We start from the raw sequence: 14,941 nt of genomic DNA, 5'->3' as shown, positions 1-14,941 counted from the left end.
CGGGAGTACCCTCGACGGGTGACTTTTCCGGAGCCGTCAGCCGCGCAGTCGACCGTCGCGGAGGCTCCCGAAACCCGCATGGGGGCGACGTACGCGCTCGGCCGGTTCATCATCGCCCCCCTCGGACGTCTGATCTACCGGCCGCACGTCGAGGGCAGGGCGAACGTCCCCAAGCACGGGCCCGTCATCTTCGCGAGCAACCACCTGTCGTTCATCGACTCGATCGCCATCCCGGTCGCCGCTCCCCGCCCCGTTCACTTCCTCGCCAAGTCCAGCTACTTCGACGGTGCGGGCATCTCCGGCTGGATGTCGCGCGAGTTCTTCACGGCGATCGGCGCCGTGCCGGTGCAGCGCGGAGCCGGTCAGGCCGCCCTCGACGCTCTGGATCAGCAGCGCCGGCTCCTTGAAGAAGGCAAGGCGGTCGCCCTGTACCCGGAGGGGACGCGCTCGCTCGACGGGCGGCTCTACAAGGGCCGGACCGGCGTGGCCTTCCTCGCCCTGCAGACCGGCGCCCCGGTCGTGCCGGTGGGGCTCGTCGGCACCGACAGAGTCATGCCCGTCGGCGCGAAGCGCCCGTCGCTCAGCGAGCGGATCACGGTGCGGTTCGGCGCGCCGATCGACGTCTCGCATCACGGCACGGCCGAGTCGGGGCGCGCGCGGCGCCTCGCGACGGACGAGATCATGTCCGCGATCCACGCGCTGTCGGGTCAGGAGCTCGCGAACGCCTACAACGAGGCGCCTGCCCACGGCATCGACCGCCTGAAGCAGGTGCTTCCGCACGAGCGGCGCTGAGTCGGTCGCGCCGCCGCATCCGCTGCGCGCCGGCCGTGCATCACCGGCGCGGTGGCCGTGGTGTCCGTCGTGTCCGCGCGGCAGCGGTCATGTCCGCTGAGCGACCTCGATCTTCGGCTTGTGCAGCACCGGGAAGTTCACCGAGTTCGCGATGAAGCACCATTCGTTGGCCTTCTCGTGGGCCTTCAGGGCGGCATCCGTCATCGACGCGTCTGCGACGGTCACGTGCGGCCGCAGCGTGACCTGGGTGAAACGAGCGCCGCCGTGCCCGTCCTCGACCATGAGACCGGATGCCTCGTCCCGGTACGACACCACGACCACGCCCGCTTCGACGCACGCGTGCAGGTACGACAGAAGGTGGCACTGGCTCAGCGAGGCCAGGAGCATGTCCTCCGGATTCCACTTCGCCGGATCGCCGCGGAAGGGCTTGTCCGCCGACGCGGACAGCGCGTCCTTGCCGTCGATCTCGATCGTCGCCGATCGGTCGTAGTCGCGGTAGCCCGTCGTCCCGTGCCCCCGGTTGCCCGTCCAGGTGGAGCGCAGACGGTATCGATGCTCGCCGAACATGGCGCCAGTCTCGCATGACGCGGGCGCCGCCCGGCCCGACGGTAGGCTGGCGGGGTGCCGCAGACACTCGCCGCAACCGACGCCGTGGAGCTCGCCGTGGTGGAGCGCAGCGGGTTCGTCGAGTCCCGCCATTCGGGTGCCGCGGTCGTCCTGTCGAGCGACGGGGTCGTCGTCGAGCGCCTCGGCGACGTCGAGGCGCCGATCCTCCCGCGCTCGAGCCTGAAGCCCTTGCAGGCCCTCGCGTGCCTGACCGCGGGCGCTCCTCTCGAGGGCGAGCAGCTCGTGCTCGCGGCGGCCAGCCACTCCGGCACCGACCGGCACGTCGGCGTCGTCCGCGACATCCTCTCCGCCGCCCGCCTCGGCGAAGAGGACCTCGGCTGCCCGCCGGCATGGCCGGGTGACCAGGCGACCCGGGACGAGCTCGTGCGCGATCATGCCGAGCCGTCGCGCATCCGGATGAACTGCTCCGGGAAGCACGCGGCGATGCTGCTGACGTGCACCACGACGGGCTGGGATCCCCGAGGGTACCTCGACCCCGAGCATCCTCTTCAGGTCCACATCCGGGACGTCATCGAGCGGCTCGTCGGCCAGAAGGTGAGCACGACGGCGGTCGACGGATGCGGCGCCCCGGTGTACGCGATGAGTCTCATGGGCCTGTCGAAGGCCGTCCACCGGATCGGAACGGCCTCGCAGACCTCCCCCTTCGCCCTGCACCGTCAGGCGGGCACGCTCGTGCGCGCGGTACGCGCGAATCCGTGGGCCATCGACGGACCGGGGCGGCCCGACACGATCGCCATCGAGCACCTCGGTGTGTTCGCGAAGACGGGCGCCGAAGGCGTCATGGTGATGGTCGCCCCGAACGGCGCCACGGTCGCCCTCAAGATCCTCGACGGCAACGGCCGGGCTGCCACCGCCGTCGCGCTGCGACTGCTCGAGAGGGCCGGGGCCCTCGCCTCCGCCGACGTCGCCGAGACGATGACGAGACTCCCGCTGTCGGTGTCCGGCGGCGGCCGAGATGTCGGGGCCATCCGCCCCGCTTTCTAGCAGGGCTCCCACGAGGAGCGGAAAGGAACGATCGATGAGGATCTCCGTCCCTACCGAGATCAAGAACAACGAGTATCGCGTCGCCCTGACGCCGGCGGGCGTGCACGACCTCGTCGCCGCGGGGCATGAGGTCTTCGTACAGCGCGGCGCGGGCGAGGGCTCGTCCATGCCCGACGCCGAGTACGCCGACGCCGGCGCGACCCTCCTCGAGGACGCCGCCGAGGTCTGGGCGCGGGCCGAGCTGCTCCTCAAGGTGAAGGAGCCGATCGCGAGTGAGTACGGCCATTTCCGCGACGACCTCGTGCTGTTCACGTACTTGCATCTCGCCGCCGATCGGCCGTTGACGGAGCGCCTGATCTCGGACGGTGTGACGGCCATCGCATACGAGACGGTCCAGCTTCCCGGCGGCGGCCTGCCGCTCCTGGCGCCGATGAGCGAGGTCGCGGGACGCCTCGCCCCCACCGTCGGCGCGGCGACGCTGATGCGCTCGGCGGGCGGCCTGGGGCTGCTCATGTCGGGGGTGCCGGGAACACGTCCCGCACGGGTGACGGTCATCGGCGGAGGCGTGGCGGGTGCGAACGCCGCGGTGATCGCGGTCGGGATGGGCGCTGACGTGACCGTCTTCGACACGAACGTCCAGCGCCTGCGGTACCTCGACGACCACTTCCAGGGGCGGGTGAAGACCGCGGCATCCAATCCGCTCGACCTCGACCGGGCCGTGACCGACTCCGACCTCGTCATCGGCTCGGTGCTCATCCCCGGAGCGAAGGCGCCCAAGCTCGTCACCAACGACATGGTCCGCCGCATGCGGCCCGGGAGCGTCCTCGTCGACATCGCCGTCGACCAGGGCGGGTGCTTCGAGGACACTCATCCCACGACGCACGCCGACCCCACGTTCCCGGTGCACGGGAGCGTGTTCTACTGCGTCGCCAACATGCCCGGGGCCGTCCCGAACACGTCGACCTCGGCGCTGACCAACGCGACGCTGCCCTACATCAGGCAGATCGTGCGGTCGGGGTGGAAGGAGGCGCTCGCGCGCGATGCGGCGCTGGCCGCGGGCCTCAACACCGTCGGCGGCACCGTCGTCAACCAGGGGGTGGCGACGGCGCACGGGCTCGAGCTCGCGCCGCTGGCCGACGCGCTCCGCTGAGAGACGGTACCCGCTCCGGCGGTCCGAGTCCGGACCGCCGGAGCGGGCCGCTAGACGAGTCCGCCGTCGATCGAACGCGCGTAGTCGGCGGGATCCTCGGGCACGAGCACCGGGGTGTCGCGGTTGAGGCTCTCGCCCCGGAAGAAGGGCTTCGAGCGCGGGAAGACATACCACAGCAGCATCAGCAGCACGCCGACGGCCAGCGCGCCGATTCCCATGACGAACGTGCCTCCGATGCCGAGGAGCACGGTGTAGCCGTAGTCCACGTCGTACATGTCGATCGCCGACTGGATGAACGCGTATGTCAGCATGAGTGCGCCCAGGAGCGGGAAGAGGAACTTGTAGAAGAAGTTCCTCCTCGAGGTGAACAGCTCGCTCCGGAAGAACCACACGCAGGCGAAGCCCGTGATCGCGTAGTAGAAGGCGATGGCCAGGCCCAGGGACAGGATCGAGTCCTGCAAGATGTTGTCGCTGATCAGCGTCATCCCCACGTAGTAGACGCTGGCCACGACGCCCATCGTGAGCGTCGAGAACGAGGGCGTCTTGTACTCGGGGTGGACACGGGCGAACCGCCTCGGCAGCGCCTTGTACGCCGCCATCGCCAGCGTGCCGCGGGCGGTCGGCAGGATGGTCGTCTGGGTCGACGAGATGGCCGAGATCATGACGGCCACGACCAGCACCCAGCCCACGGGACCGAGGAGCCCGTCCTTTATGGCGAGGAAGAAGTCGTCGGCATTGGCCTCGTTGCCGAGCCCGGTCCCCGTCTCGCCGAGTCCCGCGTACATCATCGCGGCGACCGTGACGCCGACGTAGGTGACGAGCAGGATGACGGTCGTGAGGAGCGCGGCGCGGCCAGGGATGCGCTTGGGGTCCTTGGTCTCCTCGTTGAGGGCGAGGCAGGTGTCCCATCCCCAGTAGATGAAGATCGCCAGCAGGATCGCCTCGATGAATCCCGACCAGTCGGTGAAGGCGAACGGGTTGAACCACGACAGCTCGAGGGGCGTCGGATCCGGCGCCGTGCCGGCGAAGAACTGCCAGAGCGCCGCGATGACGAAGATCGCGAGGGCGAGGTACTGGATCGCGAGGAGCACGTTCTGGATGCGCTCGCCGATCTCGACACCGCGCCAGCTGACCCACGTCATGGCCGCGATGAAGACCACGCCGGTGGCGGTCACGAGCGGCACGTTCTCGGCGAGGAGCGCGTCGTCGGAGCTGCGGACGATGCCGTCGATCAGCGCCCAGAAGTAGATCCCGGCGATCTGCGCGAGGTTGGCGAGGACGATGGTCCCCGCCACCGCGACCCCCCAGCCGCCCAGCCATCCGACCCAGGGGCCGAACGCCTTGGTGCCCCACGTGAAGGTGGTGCCGCAGTCGGGGACCCTGTTGTTGAGCTCGCGGTAGGCGAACGCGATGAACAGCATCGGGACGAACGCGATGATGAACGCGATGGGCGCCTGCGCGCCGACGGCGAGCACGACGAATCCGAGGGTCGCGACGAGGGAGTAGACGGGAGCGGTCGAGGCGAGGCCGATGACTGTGGATCCCCACAGTCCGAGAGCCCCCGCCTTGAGACCTTTGCCGTCGGGCCGGTTCAGGTCGATCGGGGTAGTAGACACAGAGGAAACGTAGGGCCGCCGTCCGAAGGCGGTCAAGGAACGATCCGGTCACGCTCACCCTTCCCGGGCGGTCCCTGCCCCGGCTCCGTCGGCCGGAGGAAGGACGATCCGCTCCGGCGGGAGGCCGTCCCGGCACAGCCAGGCCCGCGCCCGTCCCGGCGCGCAGTACGGCGGCAGCGCCCGATCCGCGCTCAGCGCCCGGAAGTCGGGGCTCACCGAGGGATCGATGACGAGCCGGTGCTCGTCACGCACCGCCGAGAGGAGCTGCCACTGCCGCTGCCAGTCCTCGCCGTCGCCGACGATCACCGTGCGCCCCGCCCGGCCCGCGAGCTGCGGCAGGCCGAGGGCCGCCGCCTGGCCGACCGTCATGATGTGCGCGCCTTCCGATTCCCACGCTCCGAGCATCGCGCGGGCGGCGGCGGACCTGCGGGCAGCGAACCCCGTGATCCCCTCGACAGGACGCCACGCTCGCTGTTCCGGCTCGGAGGGCTCGGCCACCGGAGGAGCCTGGGCGATCTGGACGGCGCGCCCGTCGATGCGGGCGCGCCCCCGCGGCTGATCGTGCGAGAAGTGCGCGCTCTCGCCTCCGAGCGCGAGGTACTCCGCGCGCGAGGAGGCGCCCAGAACGACGCGCCGGGGAAGAAGATCGGCGATGCGCAGGCTCGCGCCGGCCAGGCGCTGCGCGGACGCGACCATCAGGTGCCCATGGTCGCCGGCGCCGCGGGCGAGTCGTTCGAGACGCTCGCAGAGCTCGAGGCCGTACTCGTGGGGAAAGCGGACCGCGAGGGCGTCGAGGTCGTCGATCACGATGACGGTGCCTCGCGCCGGCGGCTCCTCCGTGAGAGCGCCCACGAGGTCCCACGCCCGCTCGGGGTCCGGCGGGATCACGATGGCATCGCGAGCCTGGGCGGCGATCGTGCGCAGGGCCGTCGTCTTGCCCGTGCCGGCCGAGCCGACGACGAGCACTCCCCTGTCCTCCCGCCGGAGCTCGACCGGCACCTGGCGCTGAGCGTCGGGCTCGTCCGCGAGCCCGAGGACGATCTCGGCGTTCGGGGCATGGCGTAGCAGGTCGGCGAGATCGATCCGCCTCGGCAGGTCGGGGAGCCACGGCCGTCGCGGGCGATGCGGGTCGGACTCCGCCACGATCCGCGCCAGATCGGCCGCAGACGACAGCGCGATGCGCACGCGCCGGGGCGCGGCATCCACGGATCCCCGGATCAGCGCGACGCCCTTCGCCCCGTCGCCCCCGGCCAGATGCGCAGCCTCCTCGGTTCCGACGACGGCACGGCTGTCGGCCGGGTCGGCGACCCGCAGGCTGATGCGCAGGGGGCAGTTCGCCAGCAGTGCATCGCGCACGACCCCCGAGACCCGCTGCGTGCCCAGCACGAGGTGCATGCCCAGCGCCCGCCCTCGCGCGGCGATGTCGGTGAACACCGCGTGCAGCTCCGGATGGTCGCCGAGCAGGGCCGCGAACTCGTCGACGACGACGACGAGACGAGGAAGATCGACACGTGCGTCGAGGATGTCGCGCGCCCCCGCCTTCGCGAGCTCGCCCTCGCGCCAGCGCACCTCGGCTCGCAGGCTCTGGATCGCCCGCCGCGCCCCGTCGCCGTCGAGATCCGTGATGACGCCGGTCACATGCGGCAGTGCGGCGAGGGCGTCGAATGCGGTCCCGCCCTTGAAGTCCGCGAGGAGGAAGCTGACCTCGCGCGGCGAGCGGGTCGCACACAGCGCGAGCACCCAGGTCACGAGCAGTTCGCTCTTCCCGCTGCCGGTCATGCCCGCCACGACGGCGTGGGGACCGTCCGCCACGAGATCGACGACGGCGGGCGCCCCCGCCTCGACTCCGATGACCACCGCGAGCCCGTCCGAGGGCGGATCGGAAAGGAGCGGAGCCAGCAGGACGGGCTCCGTCGGCGGCGAGTCGGCACCCGGCAGGTCGCGCGCGAGCATGGCGAGCTGCGCCGCCAGGTGGCGGGCCTGGGCATCCGACACCCCCTCGATCGCGACGACATGCGCCTTCCCGACGCTGTCGACGCGCGCGCGCCCCGGAGCGTCGATCTGGAGGACTGTGCCGCAGCCGGGAGGCAGCGGACCGCCCGGCGCCGCGCGGGCGATGTAGGTGTCGGCCCCGACCGGGACCGGCTCGCCCTCTCCGACCAGGGCCAGCGCCCTCCCCGTCGTCGCGCGCCGATGCGGAAGCGCCTCGACCCACGCGTCGACGGGGGCCGGCGTCCCCACGATCCGCAGCTCGCCGGGCGGAGTCGCCAGGCATGCCTGCAGCACGAGGGCGCGCGACACCGCCGAGGCGAGGACCGGCGGACCGACGACGGCGATCCCGCCCGCCACGGGCACCGGAACGGGCGCGCCGGCGAGCACGAGCGCGCGCCGTCGGAGCGCGACGCTCGCGGGGTCGGAGCCACCGCCGGCCACGTGCAGCCCGCTGGGCGCGTCGCCGTGTCCGACGACGAGCGACTCTGAGCGGCCCGGGGCGGCCCGCCACACCTCGCTCTCGCGGGCCACATAGCCCGCCACATCGGGGTGACGGCTGCGGCGCCGCTCACGCTCGCGCTCGTGGCGTGCGTCGACGGATGCTGCGACACGGGCGCGCGCGGCATCCGTCTCGTGCGCGGTCCGCCGTCGCTCGCGACGGGCGGTGCGCAGCCCGTCGAGGAGGGTCGCGCCCGCGATGAGCGGTCCGAGGAGGGCGAACCACAGCGAGAGCACCGAACCCGTCAGCAGCCAGAGCCCGACGGCGCCCGCCACCGGCACGGCGGTCGCGATGATCGGCACCGAAGGGCGACGTGGCGCCGACGGCTCGGCAGGAAGGGTCAGCGGCTCGTCGAGGGGGTCGAACGCCGGATCGAGCAGCGAAGCGAAGGATGCCACCGTCCCAGCCAAGCCGGAGCGGTCCGCCGCGGATGCGATCGGTTCCCCGTCCGGGGAGAGGTGGGGGTCAGCCGGCGTCTGTGGAGGAGGCGGCGGGGATCGCCACGTCCAGGACGATGATCGTGATGTTGTCCCGCCCGCCGTTCTCCAGAGCCGCGTCCATCATCGACGACACCGCGTCGGCGGGGTCGGCGTTCTCGGTCAGGAAGTGCTGGATGCCGTAATCGGTGAGCTCCTTCGTCAGGCCGTCCGAGCAGATCACGAACCGATCGCCGTCGGTGACGTCGAGCCTGACGTAGTCCGGCGCCACGCTCTCGCTCGGCCCGACCGCGCGGGTGATGACGTTCCCGTAGGGGTGGTTCTCGGCTTCCTCGGGGCTCAGACGTCCCGCGGCGACGAGCTCCTGCACGACCGAGTGGTCAGTCGTGACCTGGGCGATCGCACCGTCGCGCAGCAGATAGACCCGCGAGTCGCCGATGTTCAGCGTCACCCAGTGGGGCGGGTTCTCCGCGGTGTCGAGGTAGACACCGGTCAGGGTGGTGCCGGTGCCGTCGTCCGTGGTCTCGGGGTGGGACGCGATGTCCTTCACGGCCCGCGCGAGGCCCTTCTCGATCGTCTTCGGCGTCACGCTCCCGGCATCCACGACACCGCGCAGCCGGTCCACCGTGCTCGTGCTCGCGATCTCGCCCCCGAGGTGTCCGCCCATGCCGTCGGCCACGACGAACAGCGGGTACTCGGTCAGCAGCGCGTCCTGGTTGACGTCGCGACGGCGGCCCGTGTGGGTCGCGCCCGCCCAGGCGAGCTCGATCGTGCCACCGTGCGAACTCTCGCCGATCTGCACCGAGCGATGCTGGGTGGAAACTTCCGGCACGCCGCCATCTCCCAGGGAACCAGGGCGGACCAGCGGGCCCACCGACGTGCTCACATACTAGTGGACTACCCCTCGAGCGCCTCGAAGTCCTCCTCCGCGGTGGCGGCGAGGATGGTCGCCGTGGTAGGCACGGGCGGGGCGCCGACCAGGGCGGGCGCCGCCGACGACGCCTCATCGTCGATCGCCGCCTCGAACTGGGCGTTGTAGAGCCGCCAGTAGGCACCGCGTGCGCGCAGGAGCGCGTCGTGGGAGCCCTGCTCGACGATCGCCCCGTCCTCCATGACGAGGATGAGGTCGGCGTCGCGGATGGTCGAGAGCCGGTGCGCGATGACGAACGCGGTGCGATCGGCGCGGAGGCGCGACATCGCGCGCTGGATGAGCAGCTCCGTGCGGGTGTCGACGGAGGATGTGGCCTCGTCGAGGATCAGGATCCGCGGGTCGGCGAGGAAGGCGCGCGCGATCGTGACGAGCTGGCGCTCTCCGACGCTGAGGTTTGTGGCCTCGTCGTCGAGCATCGTCTCGTAGCCGTCGGGAAGCGCGTGGACGAACCGGTCCACGTAGGCGGCTGTGGCCGCCGAGACGATCTCCTCCTCCGAGGCATCCGGTCGCCCGTACGCGATGTTCTCGCGGATCGTGCCGGCGAACAGCCAGGTGTCCTGCAGCACCATCCCCGTCCGGGCGCGCAGGTCGTCGCGCGTCATCGTGCGCGTGTCGACGCCGTCGAGGGTGATGCGGCCGGAGTCCACGTCGTAGAACCGCATGATGAGGTTGACCAGCGTCGTCTTGCCCGCCCCGGTCGGACCGACGATCGCGACGGTGCTTCCGGGGTGGGCCTCGAGGGAGAGGCCGTCGAGCAGCGGCTCGTCCGGGCTGTAGCGGAACGAGACGTCCTCGAAGGCGAGGTGACTCGCCGACTCGGGCGCCGTCGCGGCGGGGTTGGGGTCGGCCGACTCCTCGTCCTCGTCGAGGAGCTCGAAGACGCGCTCGGCGCTCGCGACGCCGGACTGGAGGAGGTTCGCCATCGATCCGAGCTGGCTGAGCGGCTGCGTGAACTGGCGCGAGTACTGGATGAACGCCTGCACGTCGCCGATCGACATGAGACCCGCTGCGACCTGCAGTCCGCCCACGACGGCGATCGCGACGTACACGAGGTTCCCGATGAACATCATCGCGGGCATGATGATGCCGGAGATGAACTGCGCGCCGAAGCTCGCGCGGTACACCTCTTCGTTCTCCTCGCGGAACGCGGCCTCGACCTCCTTCTGGTGCCCGAACACCTTCACGATCGAGTGCCCCGAGAAGGTCTCCTCCACCCGGGCGTTGAGGACGCCGGTCGCCTTCCACTGCGCGACGAAGAGCGTCTGCGAGCGCTTCGCCACGAACACCGTCACCATCAGGGTCAGCGGGATCGTCACCAGCGCGATGACGGCGAGCAGCGGCGAGATGAGGAACATCATGACGAGCACGCCGATGACGGTCAGCAGCGAGATGACGACCTGCGAGAGCGTCTGCTGGAGGGTTTGGCCGATGTTGTCGACGTCGTTGGTGACGCGGCTGAGGAGCTCGCCCCGCTGCACCTTATCGAAGTACGACAGCGGGAGCCGTTGCACCTTGTCCTCGACCTGCATCCGCAGGCGATTCATCGCCCGCTGCACGACGCCGTTGAGGATCCTCGCCTGCAGCCAGCCGAAGATGCTGGCGAAGACGTATACCAGGAGCACGGCCGTCACGATCATGGCGAGCTTCGGGAAGTCGATGCCGGCACCGGGCACGAAGTCCATCGTCGAGAGCATGTCGGCCTGCTGCTGGTCGCCCTGCGCGACGAGGGAGTCGATGACCTGCTGCTGCGTCATGCCGGAAGGCGTCTGCAGCGACACGAAGCCGGCGAAGACCACGTTCGTCGCGTCGCCGAGGAGCTTGGGCCCGATGACCGAGAGCGCGACGCTGAGCGTGCCGAGCACGAGCACGAGGATGAGCAGCGGCATGTCGACCCGGAGGGTCGAGAGCAGTCGCTTGGCGCTGGGGCCGAAGTTCTGCGCCTTCTCGCCGGGCGCGACCTGCCCGAAGGGCCCGCGTCCGGCGGGCATGCGACGCGCCGGCATGGCCGTCGATCCGGTCGAGGTGCTCTCGCCCTTCCCCTGTGCGCCGCTCACGCCGCCGCCTCCGCCGCGAGCTGGGAGTCGACGATCTCACGGTAGGTGTCGTTCGTCGCGACGAGCTCGACGTGCGTGCCGACGCCCACCATGCGTCCGTGATCGAGCACGATGATCTGGTCGGCATGCTGGATCGTCGAGACCCGCTGCGCGACCACGAGCCGCGTCGCGTGCGGCAGGTGGGTGTCGAGGGCGCGGCGCAGCGAGGCATCCGTCGAAAGATCCAGTGCCGAGAAGGAGTCGTCGAAGATGTAGATCGCGGGCTGCTTCGCCAGCGCGCGCGCGATGGCCAGTCGCTGGCGCTGGCCGCCGGAGACGTTCGTGCCGCCCTGGGCGATCGCGGCATCCAGGCCGCCCGGCATGGCCGCGACGAAGTCCTTCGCCTGGGCCAGCTCGAGCGCCCGCCACAGCTCGCCGTCGGTCGCGTCCTCGTCGCCGTACCGGAGGTTGGAGGCCACCGTCCCCGAGAAGAGGAACGCGCGCTGCGGGATCAGCCCGATGCGTCTCCACAGCAGGTCGGGCTCGTAGTCGCGGACGTCGACGCCGTCGACGCGGACCGCGCCGGCGGTCACGTCGAACAGCCGCGGCACGAGGCCGACGAGCGTCGTCTTGCCCGCACCGGTCGATCCGATGATGGCGGTCGTCGTGCCGGGCTCGACGGTGAAGGTGAGGTCGTGCAGGACCGCCTCGTCGGCGCCCGGGTAGGCGAAGTCGACGTGGTCGAACTCGACCCGTCCGAGCGCTTCGGGCGCCGCCTCGGGGTCGGCGGGCGCCGATACCGACGGCTCGGTGTCCAGCACCTCGCCGATGCGGTTCGCGCACACCGCCGCGCGCGGGATCATGACGAACATGAACGTCGCCATCATGACGCCCATGAGGATCTGCATGAGGTAGCTGAGGAAGGCGATGAGCGTGCCGATCTGCACGCCGTTGTCCTGCACCTGGAAGGCGCCGAACCAGATCACCGCGACGCTGGAGACGTTCATGACCAGCATGACGGCGGGGAACATGAGCGCCATGAGATTGCCCGCGCGAAGGCCGGTCGCCATCACGTCCTCGCTCGCCGCCGCGAACCGCACGCGCTCCTCGCGCTCGCGCACGAACGCCCGGATGACGCGGATGCCGGTGAGCTGCTCCCGCATGATCTGGTTCACGCGGTCGATCTTCTTCTGCATCTGCGTGAAGGCCGGCACCATCCGCCACACGATGAGCCCCACGATGACGAGCAGGATCGGGATCGCGACGGCCATCAGCCACGACAGTCCGGCGTCCTGGCGCACCGCCATGATGACGCCGCCGATCGCCAGCATCGGCGCCGAGACCATCAGGGTCGCCGAGACCTGCACCAGCATCTGGACCTGCTGGACGTCGTTGGTGTTGCGGGTGATGAGGGACGGCGCGCCGTATTGACCCACCTCGCGCTGCGAGAACGCCACGACGCGGTGGAAGAGGTCGCCGCGCAGCTCCTTGCCCATGCCCATCGCCAGGCGTGAGCCGAAGTACACCGCGATGATCGCGCAGACGACCTGCACGAGGCTCACGACGAGCATGACCCCGCCGGTCCGCCAGATGTAGTCGATGTCGCCCGTGACGACGCCCTTGTCGATGATGTCCGCGTTGAGGGTGGGCAGCAGGAGCGAAGCGATCGACTGCGCCAGCTGAAAGACGACGACGGCGATGAGCAGCAGCCACGCCGGGCTGAGATAGCGCACCAGGATCTTGCCGAGCACGAGGGTCCTTTCGCGACGCGACGACATCCGCACCAGGCGGTCGCGCACGTCGACTGACGCTACGCCTGCCCGACGACGTGGTACAAATACGGGGCGTGCGCTGAGAGCGAACCGCCGGGAGGATGCCGCGCCCCCCGCCGCGAGGGGGTCACGTGTCCGAGCGGGGCGGCGGCGGGAAGAAGCCGTCGATGGCCTCGAGGTCCTCCGCCGTGGGCGTCCAGGCGGCCGCGGCTGCCGCGTTCGCGCGGACCTGCTCGGGGCTCGTCGCGCCCGCGATGACGCTGGAGATCGCCGGGCGCGCGAGCAGCCAGCCGAACGTCGCCTCGAGCATCGTGATACCGCGCTCGTCGCAGAAGGCCCGGTACGCCTCGAGCGCGTCCCACGGCGCGTTCTCGTAGAGGTGCGGCCGCTGCCTCATGATCCGGGTGTCGGCGGGTGCGGCATCCCGTGCGAACTTCCCCGTGAGCAGGCCGTTGTGGAGGGGGAAGAACGGGAGGAAGCCGAGGCCGTAGCGTTCGGCCGCCGGCAGCACGTTGCGCTCGGCGTCGCGGGCCAGCAGGCTGTACTGGTTCTGCGCCGAGACGAACGGGATCGAGCGCCGCTCGCGCGCGACGAAATGGGCCTCGGCGATCTGCCAGCCCGGAAGGTTGGAGTGCCCGATGTAGCGCACCTTTCCCTCGCGCACGAGGTCGCCGAGCGCGTCGAGGGTCTCCTCGATGGGCGTCTCGGGATCGGGGGTGTGAAGCTGGTAGAGGTCGATCCAGTCGGTTCGCAGGCGCCGCAGGGATGCCTCGACGGCCCGTCGCACCGCGCTGCGCGAGGCCTTCGACCCGCCGAGGACCGCCGGGGCGAAGTCGGCGTGGCCGAACTTGGTTGCGAGCACGACCTGGTCGCGCCGGCCCTGAAGCGCCTCGCCCATGAGCGTCTCGGACAGACCCGGCTCCCGGCCGTAGATGTCGGCGGTGTCGAGGAAGGTCACCCCGGCCTCGATCGCGGCATCCAGCACGGCACGCGTGCCCTCGATGCCCTCCGTGCGGGTGTCCTTGCGGCCGAAGTTGTTGCAGCCGAGGCCGACGGCCGAGACGCGGAGACCGGATGCGCCGACCCGGCGCTGGGGAACGGAGGCGGTGGTCATGCCGTCAACGCTAACCGCCCGGCGGACGACGGAAGTCCCCGCCGGCCGGCGGGGACTTCTGTCGACGTGCTCTAGGCGCGCGGAGCGTTCGGGCCTTCCGGCTCGGGCGCGGCCGGCGGCTCGGACGCGGCGGGCGGCTCGGACGCGGCCGGCGGCTCGGACGGGGCCGGCGGCTCGGGCGCGGCCGGCGGCTCGGGTGCCGATGCTGCTGACGGGGCCGCCGTGTAGCCGCCGGGGGGCTCCGCCGCCGCGGGCGGCGGGGTGTACCCCGCAGGGGGCTCCGAGGCCGCGGGGGGCGGGGTGTAGCCGGCAGGCGGGGCGGTGTACCCCGCAGGCGGGGCGGAGTAGCCAGCCGGGGGTGCCGAGTATCCCGCGGGCGGTGCGTCGTAGCCGGCGGTCGGTGCGGCGTATCCCGCCGCCGGCGGGTAGCCTCCCGCGGCCGGATAGCCGGGCTGGGTGACGGGGTTGGCGGGGTACCCCCCGGCGGGCGTCTGGGCGGGGATGCCGCTCCAGCTCGTACGGTCGGAGAGGAAGCCGTTGCCGGCCCACGGAGCGGCGGGGATCGCCGTGTTCCAGCGCGACTTGTCGAAGGCGAGGATGCCGAGCCACACGATCGACAGGAAGAAGTAGAGAACGAGCCACACCGCCTCCTTCTGCAGCTTCAGTCCGACGCGCCACGCCGCCAGGAGGGTCAGCACGAAGGTCGCGATTCCGATGAGCGATCCGAGGACCGGCACCCAGCTGAGCACGATGCCCGCGCCGAGGCCGATCAGGACCAGCCACGGGTTCAGGTCGCCGAGCTTGGCGAAGACCATGTAGTTGTAGACGGGCACCCACGCGCGCCACCGGCCCTGCACCCCGGCCTTGTCGAAGATCTTCATCAGGAACCACGAGCTCAGCACGTAGAACCCGACGAAGAACACGAACGAGAGGAAGCCGACGATGGCAAGGAAGGCAGCGAGGCCCGCGCTGTCGGAATAGTCGTACATCGTGT

At 71.0% G+C, this 14,941-nt stretch carries 11 protein-coding genes; 3 read left to right on the top strand and 8 right to left on the bottom strand.

Translation table 11 applies throughout. The features are described 5' to 3' along the window. Window positions 1-78: 78 nt before the first annotated feature. On the top strand, window positions 79-792 hold the full coding sequence (locus EV279_RS14785; protein ID WP_243728647.1) for a lysophospholipid acyltransferase family protein: 714 nt from the start codon (window positions 79-81) through the stop codon (window positions 790-792). Window positions 793-879: 87 nt separating this feature from the next. Here EV279_RS14785 and EV279_RS14780 read toward each other — a convergent pair whose 3' ends face one another. After that, window positions 880-1,359: an OsmC family protein gene (locus tag EV279_RS14780; RefSeq protein WP_133545317.1), complete on the bottom strand. Its 480-nt coding sequence runs from the start codon at window positions 1,357-1,359 to the stop codon at window positions 880-882. Window positions 1,360-1,413: 54 nt separating this feature from the next. Here EV279_RS14780 and EV279_RS14775 point away from each other — a divergent pair, with 54 nt between their 5' ends. Both EV279_RS14775 and ald read left to right on the top strand, forming a co-directional pair. After that, a complete protein-coding gene (locus tag EV279_RS14775; protein WP_133545315.1) occupies window positions 1,414-2,403 on the top strand; it encodes an asparaginase in 990 nt (329 codons plus the stop codon). 34 nt (window positions 2,404-2,437) lie between these two features. Next, window positions 2,438-3,553 carry an alanine dehydrogenase gene (ald, locus tag EV279_RS14770; RefSeq protein WP_133545313.1) on the top strand — a complete coding sequence of 372 codons (1,116 nt, stop codon included), beginning with the start codon at window positions 2,438-2,440 and terminating at the stop codon, window positions 3,551-3,553. A 50-nt stretch (window positions 3,554-3,603) separates the two neighbouring features. Here the strand turns inward: ald and EV279_RS14765 are convergent, their stop codons facing one another. From EV279_RS14765 to EV279_RS17155, 7 genes are all read right to left on the bottom strand, one after another. Next, window positions 3,604-5,169, bottom strand: coding sequence for an APC family permease (locus EV279_RS14765; RefSeq protein WP_133545311.1), 1,566 nt, complete (start codon window positions 5,167-5,169; stop codon window positions 3,604-3,606). A 54-nt stretch (window positions 5,170-5,223) separates the two neighbouring features. Further along, complete coding sequence (locus EV279_RS14760; RefSeq protein ID WP_133545309.1) at window positions 5,224-8,058, bottom strand: FtsK/SpoIIIE domain-containing protein; 2,835 nt, start codon at window positions 8,056-8,058, stop codon at window positions 5,224-5,226. 67 nt (window positions 8,059-8,125) lie between these two features. Then, window positions 8,126-8,929, bottom strand: a complete 804-nt coding sequence (locus tag EV279_RS14755) for a protein phosphatase 2C domain-containing protein (RefSeq protein WP_133545307.1) — start codon at window positions 8,927-8,929, stop codon at window positions 8,126-8,128. 65 nt (window positions 8,930-8,994) lie between these two features. Next, a complete protein-coding gene (locus EV279_RS14750; protein WP_208109582.1) occupies window positions 8,995-11,016 on the bottom strand; it encodes an ABC transporter ATP-binding protein in 2,022 nt (673 codons plus the stop codon). Window positions 11,017-11,078: 62 nt separating this feature from the next. Then, a complete protein-coding gene (locus EV279_RS14745; RefSeq protein WP_133545589.1) occupies window positions 11,079-12,812 on the bottom strand; it encodes an ABC transporter ATP-binding protein in 1,734 nt (577 codons plus the stop codon). 148 nt (window positions 12,813-12,960) lie between these two features. After that, on the bottom strand, window positions 12,961-13,947 hold the full coding sequence (locus tag EV279_RS14740) for an aldo/keto reductase (RefSeq protein WP_133545305.1): 987 nt from the start codon (window positions 13,945-13,947) through the stop codon (window positions 12,961-12,963). 71 nt (window positions 13,948-14,018) lie between these two features. Then, window positions 14,019-14,936, bottom strand: a complete 918-nt coding sequence (locus tag EV279_RS17155) for a DUF5684 domain-containing protein (protein ID WP_208109574.1) — start codon at window positions 14,934-14,936, stop codon at window positions 14,019-14,021. Between the last annotated feature and the right edge of the window lie 5 nt (window positions 14,937-14,941).

The sequence above is a fragment of the Microbacterium sp. BK668 genome, from assembly GCF_004362195.1.
GTDB lineage: Bacteria > Actinomycetota > Actinomycetes > Actinomycetales > Microbacteriaceae > Microbacterium.
Note: the sequence above shows the minus strand (reverse complement) of the source record. Positions and strands in the feature narration are given on the sequence as shown.

Excerpts from the sequence above, each read along its gene's own strand:
- EV279_RS14785 (WP_243728647.1), top strand. The coding sequence starts at position 79 with ATGGGGGCGACGTACGCGCTCGGCCGGTTCATCATCGCCCCCCTCGGA.
- EV279_RS14780 (WP_133545317.1), bottom strand. The coding sequence starts at position 1,359 with ATGTTCGGCGAGCATCGATACCGTCTGCGCTCCACCTGGACGGGCAAC.
- ald (WP_133545313.1), top strand. The coding sequence starts at position 2,438 with ATGAGGATCTCCGTCCCTACCGAGATCAAGAACAACGAGTATCGCGTC.
- EV279_RS14750 (WP_208109582.1), bottom strand. The coding sequence starts at position 11,016 with ATGCCCGCCGGACGCGGGCCCTTCGGGCAGGTCGCGCCCGGCGAGAAG.
- EV279_RS14740 (WP_133545305.1), bottom strand. The coding sequence starts at position 13,947 with ATGACCACCGCCTCCGTTCCCCAGCGCCGGGTCGGCGCATCCGGTCTC.
- EV279_RS17155 (WP_208109574.1), bottom strand. The coding sequence starts at position 14,936 with ATGTACGACTATTCCGACAGCGCGGGCCTCGCTGCCTTCCTTGCCATC.